The organism is Pedobacter sp. SL55 (assembly GCF_026625705.1).
Classification (GTDB): Bacteria; Bacteroidota; Bacteroidia; order Sphingobacteriales; family Sphingobacteriaceae; genus Pedobacter.
Genome location: NZ_CP113059.1, coordinates 2,078,698 through 2,102,236, shown reverse-complemented (window position 1 = coordinate 2,102,236; position 23,539 = coordinate 2,078,698). Strand labels below are relative to the sequence as shown.

At 41.3% G+C, this 23,539-nt stretch carries 13 protein-coding genes; 6 read left to right on the top strand and 7 right to left on the bottom strand.

From position 1 onward, the window contains the following. Nucleotides 1–32: 32 nt before the first annotated feature. Complete coding sequence (locus OVA16_RS09330) at nucleotides 33–761, bottom strand: ThuA domain-containing protein (protein ID WP_267765094.1); 729 nt, start codon at nucleotides 759–761, stop codon at nucleotides 33–35. A gap of 5 nt (nucleotides 762–766) precedes the next feature. Then, nucleotides 767–991 carry a VF530 family protein gene (locus OVA16_RS09325; RefSeq protein ID WP_267765093.1) on the bottom strand — a complete coding sequence of 75 codons (225 nt, stop codon included), beginning with the start codon at nucleotides 989–991 and terminating at the stop codon, nucleotides 767–769. A gap of 221 nt (nucleotides 992–1,212) precedes the next feature. Between OVA16_RS09325 and OVA16_RS09320 the strand changes: the two genes are divergently transcribed. From OVA16_RS09320 to OVA16_RS09305, 4 genes are read left to right on the top strand one after another with little or no spacing between them, the layout of a single operon-like run. Then, entirely contained in the window at nucleotides 1,213–1,947 is a 735-nt protein-coding gene (locus OVA16_RS09320; RefSeq protein ID WP_267765091.1) for an ImuA family protein, read from the top strand. Continuing rightward, nucleotides 1,944–3,440, top strand: a complete 1,497-nt coding sequence (locus OVA16_RS09315; RefSeq protein WP_267765090.1) for a Y-family DNA polymerase — start codon at nucleotides 1,944–1,946, stop codon at nucleotides 3,438–3,440. The genes OVA16_RS09320 and OVA16_RS09315 overlap by 4 nt, the downstream gene beginning before the upstream one ends. A 3-nt stretch (nucleotides 3,441–3,443) precedes the next feature. Further along, nucleotides 3,444–6,383 (top strand): error-prone DNA polymerase, encoded by a 2,940-nt coding sequence (locus tag OVA16_RS09310; protein ID WP_267765089.1) that lies wholly within the window; start codon nucleotides 3,444–3,446, stop codon nucleotides 6,381–6,383. Then, nucleotides 6,377–6,604, top strand: coding sequence for a hypothetical protein (locus OVA16_RS09305; RefSeq protein ID WP_267765088.1), 228 nt, complete (start codon nucleotides 6,377–6,379; stop codon nucleotides 6,602–6,604). Before OVA16_RS09310 ends, OVA16_RS09305 begins: the two co-directional genes overlap by 7 nt. A gap of 221 nt (nucleotides 6,605–6,825) precedes the next feature. On the opposite strand, the gene OVA16_RS09300 is transcribed toward OVA16_RS09305, so the two are convergent. The 5 genes from OVA16_RS09300 to OVA16_RS09280 form a co-directional block, all read right to left on the bottom strand. Then, nucleotides 6,826–7,479: a hypothetical protein gene (locus OVA16_RS09300; RefSeq protein WP_267765087.1), complete on the bottom strand. Its 654-nt coding sequence runs from the start codon at nucleotides 7,477–7,479 to the stop codon at nucleotides 6,826–6,828. A 43-nt stretch (nucleotides 7,480–7,522) separates the two neighbouring features. Beyond that, nucleotides 7,523–9,487: an OmpA family protein gene (locus OVA16_RS09295; RefSeq protein ID WP_267765086.1), complete on the bottom strand. Its 1,965-nt coding sequence runs from the start codon at nucleotides 9,485–9,487 to the stop codon at nucleotides 7,523–7,525. Nucleotides 9,488–9,626: 139 nt separating this feature from the next. Next, nucleotides 9,627–10,601 (bottom strand): type IX secretion system membrane protein PorP/SprF, encoded by a 975-nt coding sequence (locus OVA16_RS09290; protein WP_267765085.1) that lies wholly within the window; start codon nucleotides 10,599–10,601, stop codon nucleotides 9,627–9,629. Nucleotides 10,602–10,790: 189 nt separating this feature from the next. Beyond that, entirely contained in the window at nucleotides 10,791–18,215 is a 7,425-nt protein-coding gene (locus OVA16_RS09285; RefSeq protein WP_267765083.1) for a gliding motility-associated C-terminal domain-containing protein, read from the bottom strand. Between the two features lie 17 nt (nucleotides 18,216–18,232). After that, nucleotides 18,233–19,051 (bottom strand): hypothetical protein, encoded by an 819-nt coding sequence (locus OVA16_RS09280; protein ID WP_267765082.1) that lies wholly within the window; start codon nucleotides 19,049–19,051, stop codon nucleotides 18,233–18,235. Between the two features lie 468 nt (nucleotides 19,052–19,519). On the opposite strand from OVA16_RS09280, the gene OVA16_RS09275 reads away from it, so the two are divergent. Both OVA16_RS09275 and OVA16_RS09270 read left to right on the top strand, forming a co-directional pair. Beyond that, entirely contained in the window at nucleotides 19,520–22,333 is a 2,814-nt protein-coding gene (locus tag OVA16_RS09275; protein WP_267765081.1) for a sensor histidine kinase, read from the top strand. Further along, the gene (locus tag OVA16_RS09270) at nucleotides 22,330–23,070 is read left to right on the top strand and encodes a LytR/AlgR family response regulator transcription factor (RefSeq protein ID WP_267765079.1); all 741 of its coding nucleotides are present in this window, start codon (nucleotides 22,330–22,332) and stop codon (nucleotides 23,068–23,070) included. Before OVA16_RS09275 ends, OVA16_RS09270 begins: the two co-directional genes overlap by 4 nt. Nucleotides 23,071–23,539: the final 469 nt, after the last annotated feature.

The window sequence follows — 23,539 nt, the reverse complement described above, 5'->3', positions numbered from 1 at the left end:
TTTTAAAAGAATTAACTCGCCAAAAATATGAATTATTTACGCATCGTCCATTTAAGGCCAGCCAGCAGTTGTTTAAGAAAAAGTGGATCTGAATAGGCTGCCTCGGTATGGCCCAAGCCCGTATAAAATACCCTACCACCTTCAAATTTGTGGTACCATACTATGGGATGCTCGTTATCCATTTTACCACCTTCGTAAGAGGTTTCATCTACCTTTACCAAAACCGTTACGTCTTTATTAAACGACTTAAAATTATACCATTCATCAGTATGCAACCAACTTTGGGGCATTCCTTTCATCAGCTTATCTTTTGGCTTTACCGAGATCAGCTTTGCTTGCTGCACTTTAGGATGGTTAGTAAAAAAAGCCCCAATCAATTTGCCGTACCACTCCCACTCAAAGCAAAAATCTGTTGCCGCATGTATGCCCAATAAGCCTCCTCCATTATTGATATAAGTTTTTAAGGCTTGCTTTTGTTCATCACTAAAAACATTAGAACCAGTAGGATTTAAGAAAACCAAGGTTTGATATTGTTTCAAATTCTCTTTGGTAAAAGCGGCCACATTTTCTGACGTGTCTACGTCGAAATTATTTGCCAGAGCTAGCTTTTTAATGGCCAAAATGCCATCTGCTATGGATTTATGCCTATAGCTTTTGGTTAAAGAAAATATCAAGATTTTGCCTCTTTTGCTGGCTATGGCCGATGCATCAATGTTTAAAAAAAGCATCAATGCCGTAAAAGTAGTGAGTAAAAATTTCATACCTGCTATGCTGAGAAAGTATCTACATACAATTGTTCAACTTGTTTTCGGGCCCATTCGTTTTTACGCAAAAATTTTAAGCTAGAGTTTACACTCGGATCTTTGATAAAACAATTGAACCGCAAAAGGTATCCTAATTCGGCCCAGCCATAATGCTCGCTTAGCTGGGTAACCACGTAGGCTAATGTTTTACCATGTAATGGATTATTCTTTTGCGCTGTAATAGACATACACAAAGGTAATAGGATTAGTAGAAAAAAATACCAACTTCGTTTAATGCGATTGCTGGTATTACCTGTAGATGACAACAGAAGTGTTAGTAAAAACACTATTGTAATTGCAGCTGCATTGCTGTTGGCATGTTTCGCTAGCCTTTATGACCAAAAAGAGCACTCACATTTTTAATTACTAAAATTTTTATCTAATTTTACTAAAATAATTAGTAATTAAAATGAGACAACAACCACTCCAAAATACCGTAGAACGTCTTCGCAAGCAACTTTTGGAGATGGAGGGACGAACCAAACCCCTCCATGATACAAGCACCAAACTAGGGCTTCCTTTTTTAGAGCGGCACTTCCCCAACCATAGCTTTCCTACGGGTACCATTCACGAGTTTGTAAGCACAAAACCAGAACATACCGCCTGCACCAGCGCTTTTATACTGGCCTTGCTGGCTAAACTAGAGGGCAGTACAGGCATGTATGTTTGGATTGGCAAACAGCGCCAAATATTTGCCCCCAGCCTACCAGTTTTCGGCATCCTGCCCCAACAGTTAATTTTTATCAACCTCAGCAAACCGAGAGATATTCTTTGGGCTACCGAAGAAGCGCTAAAATGCAAAAGCCTAAATGGCGTAATTAGCGAGGTAGAAGGCATTACCTTTGCGCAATCGCAACGCTTACAGCTTACCGTAGAAAAAAGCGGAGTTACAGGCTTTATGTTACGCACCAATGCCGAGCATATTACCGCTACGGCCTGTGCGGCGAGGTGGCTAATTACCCCTATAATGAGCGAAAACGAAGATGAACTGCCCGGCATAGGTTTTGCCCGCTGGCAGATAGCCCTCTTAAAAGTACGCAATGGCAATACGGCAAGTTTTAACATGGGCTGGCGCAATGGCCAGTTCTATACTGCTAAAAAAAGGGCAATGCCCCTATCTTTATCACAAGCGGGGGGCTCATGAACAAGCGTTATGTAGCAATATGGTTTCCGCATTTGGGCTGCGATGCGCTGGCAATTCATCAGCAAGTGCTAAAAGGGCAACCCTATGCCCTAGTTAGCCAAGAACGCAATAAACAATGGATTATAAATGTGAGCTACGAAGCCCAACAATTGGGTTTGCGCCCAAACATGCCATTGGCCGATGCACGCATTAGCTTGCCATCGCTACAGGCTTTTAGCTACCAGACGCAGGCAGTAGAAGAGTGTTTAATGGCACTGGCACACTGGTGCATCCGTTTTACGCCCTATGTGGCCTTGGTACCACCAGATGGCTTATTACTAGAGGTAGCTGGCTGTACCCACCTTTGGAAAAACGAAGCTACCTACCTACAGGCCATTAGCAAAAGACTGGCCGAGCACTATCAACTTAAAATAGCCATAGCAGATACCATAGGTGCTGCCTGGGCCATGGTACATTATGGCAATCAACAAATAATAGCACCCAAGCAACAGCTAGCAGCACTTTTACCACTGCCGCCACAAGCTTTACGCTTAGACGTAGCTATTGTAGAGCGCTTGGCCAAATTGGGCTTTCATCATATCGAAAGTTTTATCCGTATTGCACCCAACACTTTAAGGAGGCGTTTTGGAGACGAAATTAACTTACGCATTGGCCAAGCCCTAGGCTACCAGCACGAAACTTTTGTAGCCATTGAAGAACCTCATCCTTACCAAGAAAGACTACCATGCCTAGAACCCATACAAACGGCAAATGGAATTGCCATTGCCGTAGAAAAATTATTGGAAAAACTTTGTACTCAACTGCAAAAAAAAGACTTGGGACTAAGGAGTGCGGTGTTAAAAACCTATCGCCTAGATGGCAAATTACAGCAAATTAGCATAGGTACCAACCAGCCTTCTATTCATATCAAACATCTTTTTAAGTTATTTGAACTTAAAATTAACCAGCTCGAACCCGATTTGGGCATAGAACTTTTTGTAATGGAAGCTTCAAAAGTAGAGCGCCTGCCACAACAGCAGGAAGCCCTATGGCAGGTAGCGCAACAAACCAAGCTTACCGAAATTTCGGAATTGCTAGACCGCATTAGCATTAAGGCGGGCAAAAATGCGGTAAGAAGATACCTGCCACAGGCAAACCATTGGCCAGAGCATAGCATAAAAGCCGTGAGCGATGTTACACAACAGGCAGAAATTGCTTGGCCTTTACATAAGCCACGGCCTACGGTACTGCTTAACCAGCCCGAGCCTATACAGGTAAGTGCGCCCATTCCCGATTACCCGCCCATGAACTTTAGCTACAAAGGCGAAGTGCACCGAATTGTTAAAGCGGATGGCCCAGAGCGCATTGAACGCGAATGGTGGCTAACAGAAGGCCTACATCGCGATTATTATGGCGTAGAAGATGAAAAAGGCCAGCGTTATTGGATATTTAGATTAGGACATTACCACAGCAACAAGGCTGCACAATGGTTTATTCACGGTTATTTTGCTTAACACATGGAGTATTCTGCATTAGAAGTAACCAGCAATTTCAGCTTCCTACGTGGAGCTTCGCATCCCGAAGAACTGGTAGAAAAAGCGGCAGCATTAGGCTATACCAAAATAGCCATTACCGATAAAAATACTTTGGCAGGTATTGTACGGGCCCATGTAGCCACCAGAAAACATCCTATTAAACTTATTCCGGCAGCTAAACTGGCTTTATTAGATGGGCCAGACTTGTTGGCCTACCCTATCAATAAAAATGGATATGGTAACCTAGCGGCATTACTAAGCTTGGGCAATAGCAGGGCCGAAAAAGGGCAATGCCATTTATACCAAGCAGATGTGTGGGCGCATTGCAACAATCTTCTTTTTATAGCCGTTGCCCCCATTGCCCTTAACCAAGATTTCGATTTTGATAGCGATTTTAAAAACCATTTGAGTGACTATAAAGAGGCTTTAGGCAACCAGCTATACCTGTCCATAAATAGCAGCTATAGCGGGCTAGACCAAAAACGGATGTTTAGGATAGCCCAACTGAGTGAGCAGTTAGCCATTCCTTTAGTGGCCACCAATGATGTGCATTATCATGATGCACAGCGCAGGCAATTGCAAGATATCCTTACCTGTGTGAGAGAAAAATGCACCATTTACAATGCGGGCTATAGGCTGCATGAAAATGCCGAGCGCTACTTAAAGCCCATTGAAGAAATGCAGCGCCTTTTTAGAAAGTATCCAGAAGCCATAACCAATGCCAACCTCATTGCCCAAAAGTGCCAATTCTCGTTAGATGAGCTCAAATACATTTATCCCGAAGAGCTGACCAGCGAAGGCAGGACCCCACAGGAAGAGTTAATACACCTTACCTGGAAAGGAGCCAAAGAAAAATTTGGCGAGCAAATTCCCGACAAAATAGTGAACACCATTAACTACGAACTTTCGTTTGTGGCCCGTAAGAATTATGCTGCTTATTTTCTTACCGTACATGATTTTGTTCGTTTTGCCCGCAGTCGCGATATTCTTTGCCAAGGCAGAGGCTCTGCGGCCAATTCGGTAATTTGTTTTTGCTTGGGCATTACTTCTGTAAACCCTACAGAGATTAACTTGCTTTTTGCCCGTTTCATGTCTGATGCCCGTAACGAACCGCCCGATATTGATGTAGATTTTGAACATGAAAGGCGAGAAGAGGTAATGCAGTACATCTACGAAAAATATGGCAGGGACCGGGCGGCCATTGTTGCTACCGTAACGCAGCTACACAGTAAAGGAGCCGTGAGAGATGTAGGCAAGGCAATGGGGCTATCTACCGACACGCTCAACATTCTTTCGGCAACGGTAAGCAGCCACTACGATGAGGGTTTTGATCGGGAGCGCTTAGTAGCTTATGGCCTAAACCCAGAAGATCCTTTGTTAAAAAAAACACTAGAACTTACGGTGCAAATGGTAGGCTTCCCGAGGCAATTAGGCCAACATACAGGCGGTTTTATCATCACCCAAGGTAAACTTACCGAGCTATGCCCTACCCTTAACGCCCGCATGGAAAACCGCACTTGCATAGAATGGAATAAAGATGACATTGAGGCTTTGGGTTTTTTAAAGGTAGATGTGCTGGCACTCGGCATGCTCACTTGTATCCGCAAAGCTTTTACTTTGGCCAAGCAGCATTATCATAAAGACTATAACTTGCACAATATCCCCCATAAAGAGGGTAACGAGGTATACCAAATGATTAGCAAAGCAGACACGCTGGGCGTGTTCCAGATCGAAAGCCGTGCACAAATGTCTATGCTGCCAAGACTTAAACCACAAAAATTTTATGATTTGGTCATAGAAGTAGCCATTGTACGCCCAGGACCAATACAGGGCGATATGGTGCATCCTTACCTAAGACGAAGAAACGGGGAAGAAGCGGTAGAATATCCAAAAAAAGAACTGGAAGAAATACTGGGCAAAACCTACGGTGTACCCCTATTTCAGGAGCAGGCTATGGAGGTGGCCATTGTGGCCGCCGGTTTTAGCCCCACAGAGGCCGACGAACTGAGAAGAAGCATGGCCACTTTTAAAGCCGTAGGCAAGGTAACCGATTTTAAACAAAAGCTGCTTAATGGGATGGCTAAAAAAGGCTACCAACCTGACTTTGCCGAACGCCTATTTAAACAGATTGAAGGCTTTGGTGGCTATGGCTTCCCCGAAAGCCATGCGGCCAGCTTTGCACTGTTGGTTTACGTTTCTAGCTACCTCAAATGTTTTTACCCAGATGTATTTGCTACTGCCCTGCTCAACAGTATGCCCATGGGATTTTATCAACCCGCACAAATTGTAATAGATGCCAAAAAACATGGCGTAACCGTACTGCCCATAGATATAAATCATTCTACCTGGGACAACACTTTAGAAACCAAAGTTAATAAGTTTTACGCCATTAGGCTAGGCTTTAGGCAGGCCAAAGGCTTAGCAAAAGAAGAGATAGAGCGATTGGTTGTGCACCGCAAAAACGGCTACCAAAGTTTGGCCAGTTTACGCGATATAGGCCTTAGCCAAAACACCCTAGAAAAATTAGCTGATGCCGATGCCTTTAACAGCATGGGCATGGATAGGCGAACAGCTCTTTGGCAAATTAGCGCCTTGCACGACAGGCCTATTGCCTTATTTGAGGGCAAAGCAGATAACAGCCAGCACGAAACGCAAATTACCCTCCCATTGATGCCACCTGCCCAACACGTACTGCATGATTACGCCCATGTTGGACTTTCGCTAAAGGCGCATCCCATTAGCTTTATACGTAGAGAACTTGATCTGCTTAGGGTATTAAGCACCAACAAAGCAAACCTTGCTAAAGATGGAGAGCGCATTAAAGTAGCGGGACTTATTTTGGTGCGCCAACGCCCCGAAGCACAGCAAGCGGCATTTGTTTTATTACTATTGAAGACGAAACAGGCATTTCTAATTTGGTAATCTACCAAAACCTTTTTAACCGCTATCGTAAAGAAATTTTAGGTGCTAAATTGCTAATGGTAGAAGGAAAAATACAACGCCAAGGAGAAGTGGTGCATGTTGTAGCCGAGCGTTGCTACAATTACAATAAGCTATTGCAATTATTGCACCACAATAAAACCAAGAATATTCCTACAACCATGGGTGAGCAGGTTTTTCATGAGGGCAGAAATTTTAAGTAAACCCAAAAAACACTTTTAACTTGTAACTAGACCCCAATTACATATTGACGATTAAAGTATTGCGACAATAAATAGGCGTGGCCGCAAACTACTCAAAAAAAGATTGCTCTTGAAAAACCAACATAACCACCAATTTCCTGCTAGTGCACCATACGGTTACCAAAAACAAAAAGCACACTACAAAAACCCACTATTTTCTAAAACTATTGCTTAAAAGTACATCATGATGCTAAGGCTCGTATCTCCCTAGCGCCTAAAGCTCTTCTTTCTGTTTCCGTAATGAGGGCCCTAATCATAGCTAGACCTACCTCCGCTGACGTGTTAATTCTATTTGGCACCAAAAACTTTAACAAAGGATAGCCAAATGCCAATAAGCGCTGCCAAAAGCTTAAATTTCTCTGACGGGCCAGCGGAGCAACCAAGTTGGTTCTAAAAAAGAATAATTTCCTAAAAATAAGTTTACTCAATGCCGCCTCTACCATACAAGCGGTTTTGGCATCGGCAGTTAATTTCCCATCTGTAGCCTTGCTTCTAGATAAGAAACAGAATACGATGTTAGGATTAAGCACTAATATTTGGGAGGCAAAACCCAATGCAGTATGCGTTGTAAATTTCGAGTAACTCTCTTCATCTGCCTCTACAGGCACAATTCTAGAACAGTAAAAACAAGCATGATAGCCCACCAACAAATGCTCGTAGCAATCTAAGTCTAACAGATCTGGTATAATCAACTCTGTTAATTTAGGGTGCGTAATATCGCTAGACCAACGCCCCACTAATAACACTTCGCTTATTTCATCACTTTCGAGACACTTGAGCAGCACGCCTTGGCCCACTAGGCCGTTCCCTCCGGTAATTATAACTTTTAATTTCATAGGTAGTGTAAATAAAAGTTTAATAGGTAATTTAATTTTCTGTCTACTGCTTCACAATTTTAAACTCTGTTCTTCGGTTAAGTTGATGATCCGCTTCGCTACATTTTACACCGTTGGTACATTTATTAACTGGCACACTCTCGCCGTAACCTTTGGCCGTAATTCTGCTTTTATCAATTCCTCTATCTATGATGTATTGTACGGCAGAATTTGCTCTACTTTGCGATAGCCATTGGTTGTATTGATCGTTACCTCTGCTATCGGTGTGTGAGCCAAGCTCTATCCAAATGGTTGGATTTTCTTTCATAATGGCCACCAACTTATCTAACTCTACAGCTGCATCTTTCCTGATGTTTGATTTATCAAAATCATAAAAAATATTTTCTATTCGGATAGGTTTGTTTCTTACAATGGCGGTTAAGTAAAGATTTTGCTCAATAGGCTTTGAGCTTGTTAATCCCTTTGTTGTGATGTTTGCTTTATCGCTTCTGAAATTCGTTTTATCGGCCAGCAAATCATAATCTGTATTTTCGTCGAGATTAAATTTAAAACCTCCATCATCATCCGTTTGTACCATTACCGGTGTACCGTTTGTTTTCTTTAGCGTAACCACTGCGTTTGATAAAGGCACATTTGTTTCTTTGTTAAATACTCTTCCCTGAACAAGGAATTTCAACTTCTCTTGCTCAATAAAACTGTAAATATCATCCTGCCCCATTCCGCCATCTCTGTTAGATGCAAAATAACCTTTAAGTTTTCCTGTTGGGCGAAAGGTAAAATCATCTTGCGGAGAGTTAATAGGATAACCCATATTCTCCATACTTACCAAGCCACCATTCACTATTTTTGCTCTATGGATATCTAAACCGCCCATGCCAATACCGTTATCGGTAGAAAAATATAAATAGCCGTCGTGCATTACTGGCGAACGCTCGTTCCCTACAGAGTTTACCGCCATCAAGTTTTCGGCAGCTCCCCATTTTCCATCGCTGGTACGCTCACAAAAATAAATATCGGTTCCTCCCTTGCCGCCTGGTTTGTTTGATACAAAAAATAGCAACTTCCCATCTTGGCTTAAAAATGGATCGCCAACAGACCATTCTTGTATATTATTGTACCTAAAAGCTTCTGGTTCCGACCAAGTATCGCCATTTTTGCGGCTACTGTAAATTTCTATATTGATGGTACTTGGCATCCCCTTAACTCTTTCTATATCTTTCGGAATACGGGTAAGCGTAAAATAAACTTCATTTTCATCGGCACTAAACGAAGTTGAAGCTACGTGATAATCAGAACTGGTTTTTAAAGGGAAAAGTGAAAAGGCATCACTTCCAGATGCTTGCTGATACACCCTTAAATAATCGTTTCCAGTCCAACCGTAGGTGTTTCTATCAGGTTTTTTCCCGGTATCAAACTTTAAAAATGGCCTAGCTGTATTTACTTTTTGTGCTTGCGCATCTGTCCTATCAGAAGTAAACACCAAGCCATTATTATAAACTACTGGTGCCCAATCAGACTGTGCACTATTTAGTGTTTTTTCATTATTAATGGTAATTTGTTTAGGGTTGCGCATCCATTTTACAGCAGAGTCACAAGATTTTTTCCAATTTGAAACCTGTAATAGTTCTTCTTGTGTTGGGTTTTTTAGCAATTGACCATATTTGGTGTATTGCTCTTTGGCTTCGCTGTACTTCCCGTTATTCCTTAACATTTCGGCATACCATTTAAAGGCATCAATTTTTGCACCCTCAGTTTCTACCAAAATGGCATACCAACTTGCCGCCTGTTTAAAATCTCTCATTAGGCGATAGCTTTCTGCCAAGCCTTGTGTGGCCTTTAATGTTTTCTTCTTTTGGTAAGCCTCTGTATAAAGCTGGGCCGCTTTTTCGAAGTTAAATAATTCGAATTGGGCATCAGCTTCTTTAAGCACATATTGGGCACTTACTTTTAAGTTGGTTAGTAACAACGTACTCAATAAGCTTATGGCAATGATGATATTTCTTTTCATCTGTTTATAATTTTGTTTTTAGTGGGTCAGATGTTCCTTTTTATGTTTAAAAAATTTTATCCTATGATGTTAATGGCTACTTAAACATTAACGGTTCATCCAAATACAAGTGGGATACGTCTATAAATTTGGGGCTATCTTAAAAATACCTTTGAGATAGCATTCTTATGCTTTTTGGTTTAATATAAAAACCTATTGAAATTTCATGTGTACCTCCGGTGTTGCCCCTTAGGCTACTAGTGGCATAATCAAAGGCATAGCCTATACGTAATTGTTGGGTAGCAAAAAATTCGGTCATTGCCACAATAGAGTTAGACTGTGCCAAATCTCTTTGCAAATAAGATTTATCGTACAGTTTTACAGCAGTACGGTAACTACCACCTAACCAAATTCTATCAGCCAACAACACAAAAGCATTGATATCTAAGCTGGTTGGCCCGCCTCTATCATCTTTCAATAGAAACGATGGTTTTAACTGAACTGTTTCATTGATAGGAACCATCATACCCGCTGTTAGGTAATAGTGTGGCTTTTGTACCGGAAACAAACTTAAAGAACCATTGTTTTTTGCCAGATATTGAGCAATTAAATTATCAACCGAAGCACCAGCGTACCACCTGTCATTTGAATAGAAAACGCCTGTTCTGGCGTCTGGCAATATGGTACGTTCTACCCCCATTAATAGCCTAGGATCATCTGGATCTATGGATTGATGCAAATTACCATCTATGCTGTTTTGCAAAACACCTACGCCCAAGCCCAGTGCTAATCTAGAGTTTTCGCCATTACCCACCCTTAATAGGTAGGCGTAACTTGCGTAACCCGCTATGGTGCTTTGCGCACCTAACTTGTCTGAGGCCAATTGGAAAGCTAAGCCAACGTTTCCATCATTTGCAATTGCATCTACAGCTAACGATGCACTTTTGGGAGCGCCCTTAATGCCCGTCCATTGGTTGCGGTAAAAACTGTGCAAGTTTAGCTGCTCTTTATAACCTGCATAAGCTGGGTTAATGTAGATGCCATTAAACATGTACTGACTATATTGCGCATCTTGTTGCGCATTTGAAACTTGCGCAAAAACAACTAGTAGAAATAAGATTATTCCTTTTTTCATATTCTTCATATATTAAATCCTGCAAGCAGGTTTTTTTATCATATTTTGTATTCTAAATTCAAACAGAATGCCATTTACAAAAAATTAGGCCTATTGTGCTTAATTCAATTATTTAAGAGATATTCTTTGCAAAAATGTAGTAAAGCTTATCCCAGATTGAGGAAAAAATTCCCGTTTTCAACAATCCCATCAATTTCTCAACAGGGTTATCCAGCCTTTAAACACTTGCCAGTTGCCTGTATTATCTTTTAGTTTTAAGATATAGAAATAAGTACCATCATTTAGTCCATTTGCAGCCCAATCCTGCTTATAAGATGCACCTGTACTATGCCATACCTCGTTACCCCAGCGGTTGTATATGATTAAACTGTTGTCTGGATAAGCGTTTAAACCGATTATTTTAAACGTATCGTTTCTTCCATCACCATCTGGCGTAATTACGTTTGGTATCTTCAAATCCATAATCTCTAAGGTGTGAGTAGAAGTATTGTTAGCTTGATTAGGATCTATTTCTTTACCCACTACCGTTGCGGTGTTAACTAATACACCTGGATTTGTAGCCTTGACCTTTATTACCAACCTAACGGTTGCTCCGGGCACCAAGTTTCCAATATCCCAAGTAACTGTTCTATTGCCAAAACCGTAATTAACAGTACCGTTTGCACTTGTGGCCGATAGATAAGTTAAACCATTAGGTAGCACATCAGAAGCAATTACCTGAGTAGCAGCTTGTGGACCATTATTTTTCACTTCTAAGTAATATTCAAATTCATCGCCTATGGCTTTTGTACCCAAAGAAGCTGTTTTTACGATACTCAAATCTGCACTGGGCGCAATTGGAATTGGCGTAACTGTTGAGGTGTTGTTTAGCTGGTTAGGATCAGGTTCATATCCAGAAATTGTAGCTGTATTGGCGTAAGACCCAGTTGTATTTACTATTGCGGTAACGGTTAAAGTAGCTGTTGCACCATTACTTAAATTACCTACGGTCCAACTGCCTGTTAAAGGGTTGTATGCCCCAGTAGTAGTGGTAGAGCTCACAAAAGTATAACCAGCAGGAAGAAGATCTGTTACTACAGTCTGCGTTGCTTCGTCTACTCCATTATTTTTAGCCACGATGGTAAAAACAATAGGTTCTCCGATAATTGGTGTAAGAGTGCTGGCCGTTTTAACGATGGATAAGTCTGTTACCAAATCTATAATCACTACAGTTGTGTTTGTACTAGATGTACAAGAACCGTTGGTAAAATTGTAAGTTACCACATAAGTACCCGCTGTACTTGTAGCCAAGTTGATAGTTCCAGTACCTGGATCTATACTTAAACCAGTGGTAGAACTAAATGTACCACCCAATTGACCCGTTACGACAACATTTGCCGTACCTATTTTCTTATAAGGACCAGCGTAACTGATGGTAGCAGTAGGTATAATTAGTGCTGGTGTAATTGTTATGATAGTAGCTGCAGAAATACAACCATCTGCACTTCTAGCAACAACGTTATGTGTACCTGGGGTTAAGCCGGTATAGGTTAAGGTTGCTGTGAAAGCGCCACCGTCTACGCTGTAGGTATGGCCCGCTGTTGCGGTAATCTCGATAGCGCCTGTTGGTGTACCGCAAACTGGTTGTGCTGTAACAGTCACAACTGGTGCAGTAGCTTCGGTTTTTGAAGGGTCAATGGTAAAAGTTGTTGCTGTAGAGGTACAGCCGTTTGCACTTTGTGCAACAACGCTATGTGTACCTGGGGTTAAGCCTGTATAGGTTAAGGTAGTGGTAAACGCTCCACCATCTAGGCTGTAGGTATGGCCCGCCGTTGCGGTAATTTCAATAGCCCCAGTAGGCGTACCGCAAACTGGTTGTGCTGTAACAGTCACAACTGGCGCAGTAGCTTCGGTTTTTGCAGGGTCTATCGTAATAGTAGTTGCTGTAGAAGTACAACCATCTGCACTTCTAGCGACTACGTTATGGGCGCCTGGCGTTAAACCGGTGTAGGTTAAGGTTGCTGTGAAAGCGCCACCGTCTACGCTGTAGGTATGTCCCGCTGTTGCAGTAATTTCAATAGCACCTGTTGGCGTACCGCAGACTGGTTGTGCTGTAATGGTCACAACTGGCGCAGTAGCTTCGGTTTTTGCAGGGTCAATGGTAAAAGTTGTTGCTGTAGAGGTACAGCCATCGGCACTTTGGGCAACAACGTTATGGGCGCCTGGCGTTAAACCGGTGTAGGTTAAGGTTGCTGTGAAAGCGCCACCGTCTACGCTGTAGGTATGGCCCGCTGTAGCGGTAATGGCGATACTGCCCGTTGGCGTACCGCAAACTGGTTGTGCCGTAATGGTCACAACTGGCGCAGTAGCTTCGGTTTTTGCAGGGTCAATGGTAAAAGTTGTTGCTGCAGAAATACAGCCATCGGCACTTCTAGCGACAACGTTATGTGTACCTGGGGTTAAACCTGCATAGGTTAAGGTAGTGGTAAACGCTCCGCCATCTAGGCTGTAGGTATGTCCCGCTGTTGCGGTAATCTCGATAGCGCCTGTTGGTGTACCGCAGACTGGTTGTGCCGTAACAGTCACAACTGGCGCAGTAGCTTCGGTTTTTGCAGGGTCAATGGTAAAAGTTGTTGCTGTAGAGGTACAGCCATCGGCACTTTGGGCAACAACGTTATGGGCGCCTGGCGTTAAACCGGTGTAGGTTAAGGTTGCTGTGAAAGCGCCACCGTCTAGGCTGTAGGTATGGCCCGCTGTAGCGGTAATGGCGATACTGCCCGTTGGCGTACCGCAAACTGGTTGTGCCGTAATGGTCACAACTGGCGCAGTAGCTTCGGTTTTTGCAGGGTCAATGGTAAAAGTTGTTGCTGCAGAAATACAGCCATCGGCACTTCTAGCGACAACGTTATGTGTACCTGGGGTTAAACCTGCATAGGTTAAGGTAGTGGTAAACGCTCCGCCATCTAGGCTGTAGGTATGTCCTGCTGTGGCGGTAATTGCGATAGCGCCTGTTGGCGTACCGCAAACTGGTTGTGCCGTAATGGTCACAACTGGTGCAGTAGCTTCGGTTTTTGCAGGGTCAATGGTAAAAGTTGTTGCTGCAGAAATACAACCATCGGCACTTTGGGCAACAACGTTATGGGTACCCGGGGTTAAGCCGGTATAGGTTAAGGTAGTGGTAAACGCTCCGCCATCTAGGCTGTAGGTATGGCCTGCTGTGGCGGTAATTGCGATAGCGCCTGTTGGTGTACCGCAAACTGGTTGTGCCGTAATGGTCACAACTGGTGCAGTAGCTTCGGTTTTTGCAGGGTCAATGGTAAAACTTGTTGCTGCAGAAATACAGCCATCTGCACTTCTAGCAACAACGTTATGGGTACCTGGGGTTAAACCTGCATAGGTTAAGGTTGCTGTGAAAGCGCCACCATCTAGGCTGTAGGTATGGCCCGCTGTAGCGGTAATCTCGATAGCGCCCGTTGGCGTACCGCAAACTGGTTGTGCTGTAATGGTCACAACTGGTGCAGTCGCTTCGGTTTTTGCAGGGTCAATAGTAATAGTAGTTGCTGTAGAAGTACAGCCATCGGCACTTCTGGCCACTACGTTATGTGTACCTGGGGTTAAGCCTGTATAGGTTAAGGTAGTGGTAAACGCTCCGCCATCTAGGCTGTAGGTATGGCCCGCTGTGGCAGTAATTTCAATAGCGCCTGTTGGCGTACCGCAAACCGGTTGTGCTGTAATGGTCACAACTGGTGCAGTAGCTTCGGTTTTTGCAGGGTCAATAGTAATGGTAGTAGCTGTAGAAGTACAGCCATCGGCACTTCTGGCCACTACGTTATGTGTACCTGGGGTTAAGCCTGTATAGGTTAAGGTAGTGGTAAACGCTCCGCCATCTAGGCTGTAGGTATGGCCCGCTGTGGCAGTAATTTCAATAGCGCCTGTTGGCGTACCGCAAACCGGTTGTGCCGTAATGGTCACAACTGGCGCAGTAGCTTCGGTTTTTGCAGGGTCAATGGTAAAACTTGTTGCTGTAGAAGTACAGCCATCGGCACTTCTGGCCACTACGTTATGTGCACCTGGGGTTAAGCCTGTATAGGTTAAGGTAGTGGTAAACGCTCCGCCATCTAGGCTGTAGGTATGGCCCGCTGTAGCGGTAATAGTGATACTGCCTGTTGGCGTACCGCAAACCGGTTGTGCCGTAATGGTCACAACTGGCGCAGTAGCTTCGGTTTTTGCAGGGTCAATGGTAAAAGTTGTTGCTGTAGAAGTACAGCCATCGGCACTTCTGGCCACTACGTTATGTGTGCCTGGGGCTAAACCTGCATAAGTTAAGGTTGCCGTAAATGCACCGCCATCTACGCTGTAGGTGTGGCCGGCAGTTGCGGTAATTGCAATAGCGCCTGTTGGCGTACCGCAAACCGGTTGTGCCGTAATGGTCACAACTGGCGCAGTAGCTTCGGTTTTTGCAGGGTCAATTGTTCCTGTTACTGCTGTTGAGATACAGCCATCGGCATTTTTTGCTGTGATGCTGTAATTTGCCCCCGCGGCGATACCAGTAAATACACCAGTAGTATTACTATAATCTACTCCATCAACACTAAAAGTTAAACCTGTAGTTGCGCTAGTTACTGTAATTGTTGCCGTAGTAGTTGCACAGCTTGGTTGCGTAACTACTACGGTTGGGGTAGCTATTACAGAAAGTTTAGCCGTTAAAGGCAAACGTTCTACACTTTCGCAACCATCAATTGTTTGAGATGCGTAATAAACTTTATCGTGTACAAGTAAAGTATTTACGTCTAAAGCTGTACCTCCAGTTGAGTTTTCGTACCATAAAATAGCTGTTCCGGCAGCAAGTAAATCTGCAACCTTAGGGGCATTATTAGCACAAAAAGTTTGAAAGGTTTGGCCAACAACTTGATAAGTAGGTGCCGCAATTGGTCTAAATATAGTGATTTCATCTACTGCTGCACAAGCAGGATCAGCACCATAATCTACACTTACCCTGTAAGTACCATAGCCTAATGTAGAAATATCAAGTGTGGGATTTGTACCTAGAACTCCTGTATGAGCAGGGTCACCAACTTTTGTCCAACTATAAGTACTTAAAGGCCCACCATAAAAACCAGCTGCACTTAAGGTATAACTGCTTGGCACTGCCGGGTCGATATAATGACACTCCCAATCTGGTCCCAAACCTACCAAGCCACCAGTACCCGTAATAAAAGTGATATTGGTGTTATTGCCATTGTTGCTCGAATTACGGTTAAAAACCAAAGGCATACCTGTGGCATTAATACCCTGTACGTTTACATAATCAAAATCGGTAGTACCTGCCAATACATTCATATTAGCAGTACCGGTAGTGGATCTAAACGTAGTATTGAAACAAGGTGTGCCGTTAATAGATAAATTTTCTTGCACCGTTTGCGTGGTACCATTATTTAAACTTAAAGTAAGCTGTCTAGTGGCCAATGTAAGTTTTTTAAAGGTATTGCTACCTTGCATTGTGGTACTACCATTAAGCACCACCTCATTAAAAGTGCTAGAACTATTAAAAATTTGTGTATTAGTACCTGTAGTTACATTGTGGTAAGCTACCCCATTGGTGGCATAAAAGCTACCATTGATGTTGATTTGGCTATTGGTAGTGTTAATATTAGTGTTTCTAAAACTCCAACCCACTACGTTAATTGTGGCATTACTAATGTCTAAAGTAGCGGTGGTAGTAATCGGTATTCCGTTTTGAGGATAGTTAAAGGTGTGAGCCTGAATGTTTTTTTCGTTGACATCTAAATTACCTGAATACAATAAAATTCGAGAATTGGTGCTGATATCATCTTGCAAAGTCCAGCCGCCGTTGCCTACAAACTGGATTAAACCGTTCGTTCCGCTGCTAGAGTTTATCGCTACACCATTAGTCTCGATGGTTTCGCCCATATCGTTAGACCTAAAATATAAGTTTACTGCATTCCAAATCATTCCCGGTGCCAAACGTAATGAGCCTCCTACTTCAACCGTATTGCCCTGCATTCTGCTACCAGCAGTTACACCGTTAGTCCAGGTCATATCGTGGCACTCAGAGTTAACGGCACTGGTATTATTTACCGTAAACACTCCCGGACCAGAAAACTCGTTAAAAATCACATTGTCAAAACGAGTAGGTACACAGCCTGTTGCAGATGGTGTGCCATTTGCATTGGTGGTCCAATGGCTTGCATCGGTCCACTCGCCAGAACCACCTATCCAATATAAAGTTTTAGGGGTGGCATCTTCGGTAATGGCTGTCCATCCTAAATTGTTGCCCAAATCTACACCTGTGGCTGTAAAAGTGGCACCATAAGTTACCGCCATATCACGTATCCTTACATTAGGAATATGCACTGCTCCAGCCGATGCTGGCATACTAATAGTTGCCCTGCTTCCAGGCGTAGCGGAAGTAAAAAATGGAATACCCGAACAATCTGGCGTATTATAATTTAACTGCTCGTTGATGGTAGTAGTGGTAACACTTTGAAAATAATAATTTTTACCTCCTGTTAAGTTTAACACCCGATATACCGAGCCTGTGCTATAAAAAGTATGACTACCTAAAATCGTAACCGTATCAAAAGTAGTATTAAATCTATTGGACGACGAAGTTGATGTGGCACTAAAGGTTACCTGATGGTAATGGTGCCCTGGGTAACTCATAAAACTTGCATAGGTTGAGTTTCCAGCAGCCATCGAAACAGTAATGTGGCTGGTTCCTGCATCTAAACTTCCGCCAGCGTTGTGTTGCCATCTTTCTAAATTAATTTGCGAACTACCCAAAATAAGCGCACGAGCCATCAAATCTGCAGCCGGGGTACCTGAAAGCTGTGTAAATTGTCTGGCAGTTACGTTTTGGCTATTGGTATTAATTGTTCCTCTTGCAAACAACAAATCCCTGTTATTTGACAAAGTCAAGGCGTCTTGTAAAGTCCAGCCACCGCTTAGGTTATCAAAATAAACATCTTGTAAAAACGTAACGCCGTTGCTGGTAATGGTATTTGTTGGCAAGCTACCGCGATACCAAGTAGTAAAATTATAGGTCATACCAGCTTGCCATATACTAGAACCATAAATATTTAATGTACCAGCACTAAAATTTGGTGTGCCTGTTACCCCATTTACTGTTATCGATCTGCAATAACCTTGTACGCCAGTAATTGTAATTGCTGTAGCCACATTAGAACCCCCATCAAATAGTACATTATCAAATTGGGTAGGGATACAATAACCACCTGCACCGCCCGAAGTAGCCGACCAGTTGGCTTGGTTGTTCCAATTGCCATCGGCACCACCTACCCAATAAATGGTTTTGGGAGCTGGCTCGGTAAAAGTCCAACCGGTGTTATTGCCATTATCTACCCCTGTTGCGGTAAAAGTTGCGCCACCAGTAGCGTTGATACCTGTAATACGTACATTAGGTACATTTACCGTACCTGATGCTATACTTAGGGTAGCTTGGGTTGTAGTGCTGCTACTTAATTCCATCAAACCTGTACAATCTGGTGTGCTAGCTTCTAAAGTACCCACAGTAGTGGTTTGCCCACCAACAAAAGTAAATTGCCTAGCAGATCCCAATTTTAAGTTATTGATGGTATTTGAACCTTCAATCAACGTATGGTTATCTAAAGTTAATTCGTTGAAAGCATGCCTGTAGTGCGAACATTACCACCAGCCATCAGTCTCACTTTATTAAAGCTGCTGTTGTTTCTTACGTTAAATGCTAATGGACCGCTTGTTAGATTAGACCCTCGAACAATAATGATGTTTGAAGAATTAATGACTGCATTTGAAGCTACAAACTGACCTACGTTGATTTCTGAATTACCAAAATTTAAGGTAACCGCAGTGGTAACATTAAAATAACTTTCTATATAAAGTGTATGGTTATTGGTATTAACAGTACCCGTTGCCGACCATACTACACCAGTTGCTGTTAATGCGCCAGCTAAACTTTTAATACCCGCATCGGCAAAATAAATGCTTCCGTTTAAAGTTACGCCATTTGTCTGTATGCTTACGGTTTCTGCTGCATCTGTGGTACCAAAAGAGATATGCCTTACATTCCAAACCGTATTTGGGGAAAGTAAAAAATCTCCTTTTAAATACGGAAAATTTGAATTATGACCATTGTTGGTGAAAACTGGTGCATTACCGCTTGCCGTGGTTAACACACTAAAATCGTTGGCATAAGACACCGCCGTAAAAGTTACCGTACGAGATGCCGTGGTAGTACCAAAGCCTGAATTGTCGTCAAAAACCACATTATCTAATGCAGTAGGCACCTGTGGAGCCAATACCGCACCGCTGTTACCAGAAGTTAACGACCAATGGTTAATATCAGACCAATTGCCTGTACCACCAAACCAATAGTAGGTATTTTGGGCTTTTGTATTAAAAGCCAATATCCCCAACAATAATGTAAATAGTAGCGTAAACTTTCTTTTCATATCTTGATTTTTATTATCCTCGAATTAGTACGTCATGCTCATCGTTTGTTATTTCTTCTGATGAGCATATACTATTCGTTAATGGCAAAAATTGCTCTAGGCTTTTGCGAGATAACCAAACCGATCACTTCAGTTTACGAAACCCTATTTTGACTTTGTGAAATCTTAATTTTTAAAACTTATAGGAGTGTGATCCATAAAGCAGTAGGGCACTTTACTGGTATTTTTTACCCCCAATGGGCAACAAACTGCTCAAAGAAATAGGTTAAATGTTAACAACAAGCAGGTAAATTATTCGCCTTTAGTATCTTAATTGCTTTGCATACATTTGTTTTACTTGCTTTGAATTAGCAATTGGATGACCAACTAGTGCTAAAGAAAACTTTGGTAAGCTTATTGATAAAAAGACAATAGGGAGTGAAACCAATAGCCGCTACCAAAAAAATACAATAGGCCAGATTTAAACTGATGAAAAGGATTTACATTTTTGTACTGTTGAACCTGATTTTAATTAGGGGTTTTGCTTATGGACAAACACAGCGGCTATCGTATCGTTTCAATACCACAAACACTAATCTGCCCAGTAACAACATTTACAAAATACATTGCGATAAAAACGGCAATGTTTGGTTAGGTACCGATAAAGGATTGGTAAAATACAATGGTACAAACTTTAAAACCTTTAACACACAAAACGGACTGGCAGATGAAGATGTAGTTAACCTATTTTATCAGCCCAAAGAAAACAACATCTGGGCTTTAGCTTTTAACTCTAAAATTACCAAAATAAATACGCTAACCAATAAAACCACCAACATCAATCCAAGCAACACTAAACAAAAAGTAATTGGGGCCTTTATGTATGCTTACCAAAAAGCAGATACGCTTAATTTTTTAAACACTTTGCAGATTGTGTCTTTACATAAAGAACAAACAACGGTTAAATCATTAAAAAACATCGATTATAAAACCTATTTATTTGCAAACAACCAAGATTATCATTTCAACAAGAGTTTATATGAAGAGGTTAACTGGGATTTGATACAACAAAAATACTTTCCTACAAAAAAATGGTGGTTAAAAAACACTACCCGAATTAGTAAGTACGGCACGGTTATTCTTGATAGCGAAATTTTGTTTAAAAGCAAAGATCGTGTGTATCGCCTGTTAAGTATAGATCAGTTCATACCCGGAGCAGACAAGTTTATTGTTGATTTAGAGATTAGCGGCACAGATTTATACCTTGCTGTATTTGGTAGAGAAGGAGGCATTTATCTGGCCAAAAACTATTTAAACAACCCAAAGACAGCCAAACTAGAACTGATCAGCGAAAAAGGTTATGGCATATCGGTAGCGAAAGATAAAATTGGCAATATTTGGTACACATTACAAGGCAAAGGGTTAAACGTAATTGGGCAATCTTACCTGGATGTGAACCTTAGCCCCTTGACAGCGCTCACTACTGGCCCCTACTTTATTAAGGCACCTACCGATGATGTAGTGGTTATCAATAACCCTAGCGAAGACCGTTTTTTCTTACTTAATGTGGCCAAAAACACCACTAATAGCTATCATAAAACTGATGTTCCGTTTACGCTAAATTCTATCAAATCACTTTCTGCATTTATTAACCCACCTCACAAGGCCTTAACAAAAGATATTTCTAACGATGGCCGTTTGTATTTCTCTAACTCCGTTGCCTTTTACAGCGCTGACTTTAAAACAAAAACTGAGCATCTTAAAAGTGAAAAATATAACAATATTAGAGGTATCCGTAAAGGCGATTATTACCAAGACAAGGTATTGTTTAGCACCTCTGATGATAGCTTATATGTTTACGACAAGCGGTTGCAAACTATAACTGAGCGAATAATGCTTCCTCAAATTGGAACTATTAAAGACATTTACGTACAAAACAACCAGCTCATATTATTTTGCACTTCTAAAGGTGTTTTTGCTACCGATTTTTCTTTTGGCAAGACAAAGCAAATCAGTAAAGGAATATTTAAAAAAGTTGTCATGTCTGGCCAGTCAGCCTATTTTATCAATGATAGCGAGTTGGCCTATTTGGATACTAAAAAGGGTACAGACATTGCAACCGTTTTTAGCACTAAATCATTTTTATTACGTCTTAACCTCCTCGATTTTGATGTTAGCCGTAGCAAAGTGCATTTACTTACCGATGTGGGATACATCCAATTTCCAAAGGCAAAGTTAGCCCCACTTAAAAACAACGCAGATTTTAACTTAGCCGCCATCACGTTAAAAGATACTACCTTATTTTATCCTACAGAAAAAACCATATTGCCAGACAATAAAACCAAAGAACTACTTTTTACTGTTCAATTCCTTAACCCGCAGCATAACAATTACCAAAAGAGCTACTCTTTCGAAAAGCAGAATGATCCCGATGGCTGGATTAGCTTTACAGGAAATAATTTTGTACTAACTCACCTCTCTCCTGGTAGTTATTTATTAAAGATCAACGTAAGGTTAGCCAATGTAAACTTAAACCAAACCATGGTTTATCAAATTATTATTAAGCCTAAATTTTGGCAAACCACTTGGTTCTTTATGCTGGTACTGCTTATATTTATTGCTGCAATAGCTTATACTACTTGGCTGGTTGTCAATCATTTTCAAAAAAATACCTTACAAAAAATAAAGCTCGAAAATAGAATAGCGGATATAGAAAACAAGGCATTTTTAAACCAGCTTAACCCTCATTTTTTATACAATGCCTTAAATGCGCTGCAAGATTATATCATACAAAAAGATACACACAACGGCATAATTTACCTCCAACGTATTGCTTCATTACACAGAAATATTTTAGAATTTAACCAAAAAGCACATATCACAGTTAATGATGAAAAATTATTTCTGGAGAAATATTTATTTATACAACAGAAGAGGTATAGCGATAAATTTACATTTGAAATTATTGCCGATGAAGACACAAAAGTAATGAAGTTGCCGCCAATGCTATTGCAGCCCATTGTAGAAAATGCTATAGAACACGGCTTTAAAGGCAAAACTGTTGATAAACATATTTCAATTTTATTTAAAAAGGAAAACGTATTAAAAATAACAATTTCTGATAATGGAAATGGAAAATTGGCTGATTTAGCTGAACTAAAAGAAGGTCACGCACTTTACATGATCAAAGAGCGTTTAAATTTTATAAACCAAAAGAATAACCACCACAACAACACCATTGCATTTTATGCCAATAAACCCAAAGGCATTATAACCCTACTAACTATACACCTACCTATATGAAAAAATTAACTTGTTACCTTATCGATGACGAAGAAAGAGCCATTAACTCTCTAGAATTTTTACTTGATTATTACTGCAACGAAACTGCGGAAGTAGTTGGAGCAGCTAACAGTTACGAAGATGCTGTGAATTATTTAACCAAAAATACGCCAGATCTTATTTTTTTAGATATTAATTTGGGCGAAAAAACAGGCTTTGATGTATTGGAAAAACTTGACGATATGCCCAATACCCAAATTGTAATGGTTACTGCTTATGATGAGTATGCGCTACAAGCTTTTAAATACAATGCTATCAATTACTTATTAAAGCCTGTTGATCCCGATGAGTTAACTAAAACATTGAGTAGGGTAAGCGAACGCAGTGGAAAAGCAGCTGAAAACTCCATTGCAGATTTTTTAAAAACACAGCAAGAACGAATGTTTTTCCCTAATAGAAATGGATATGGCAGTATACTTTTTAAAGAAATCAGCTTTATTAAGGGAGATGGCAGCTATGTTGCCATTGTAAATACGCAGCAAGAAGAAATTACGGTAAGTAAAAACCTTTCGCACTTTGAAAAAATACTTGAAAAACATCCTCAATTTATTAGGGTTCATAAGTCTTATATTATTAACACAAACCATATTACCAAAATAGATAAACACGGTGGCCTTAAAGTGGTGCTTGTTAACAACCAAGAAATACCAGTGTCTCCAACGATGAGAGATATAGTGATGAGCCTAATTGTGGTTTAACTGACGGATGCTAAACTAACGCAATTTTAGGAGCTCTATATTGATTACTTAGCCGGTAGGGATTTGCAAACTCCAACTGGCGGACAACCATATTTTCATTCCCGTTTGGCCTTAGCCAACGGATTAGAAACAATCTATTAAAGGAGGCTGTCTCAAAAGTAAAAAAATGCCGTCATTTCGACGATCAAAGGAGGAGAAATCTCTTTCAGAATCACTTCTGAGGCAGATCTCTCTCTAGCGTTCGAGATGACGAGTGACTTTTGAGACAGCCTCCTCTCTTTTAAACTTCTATCAGAGGCTGTCTCAAAAGTAAAATAATTCCGTCATTTCGACGATCAAAGGAGGAGAACCAAAGGTCTACGAAGTAAATTGAAAATCAACGAAGTTAAATCTCTTTCAGAAGCATTTCTGAAGCAGATCTCTCTCTAACGTTCGAGATGACGAGCGAATTTTGAGACAGCCTCAATAA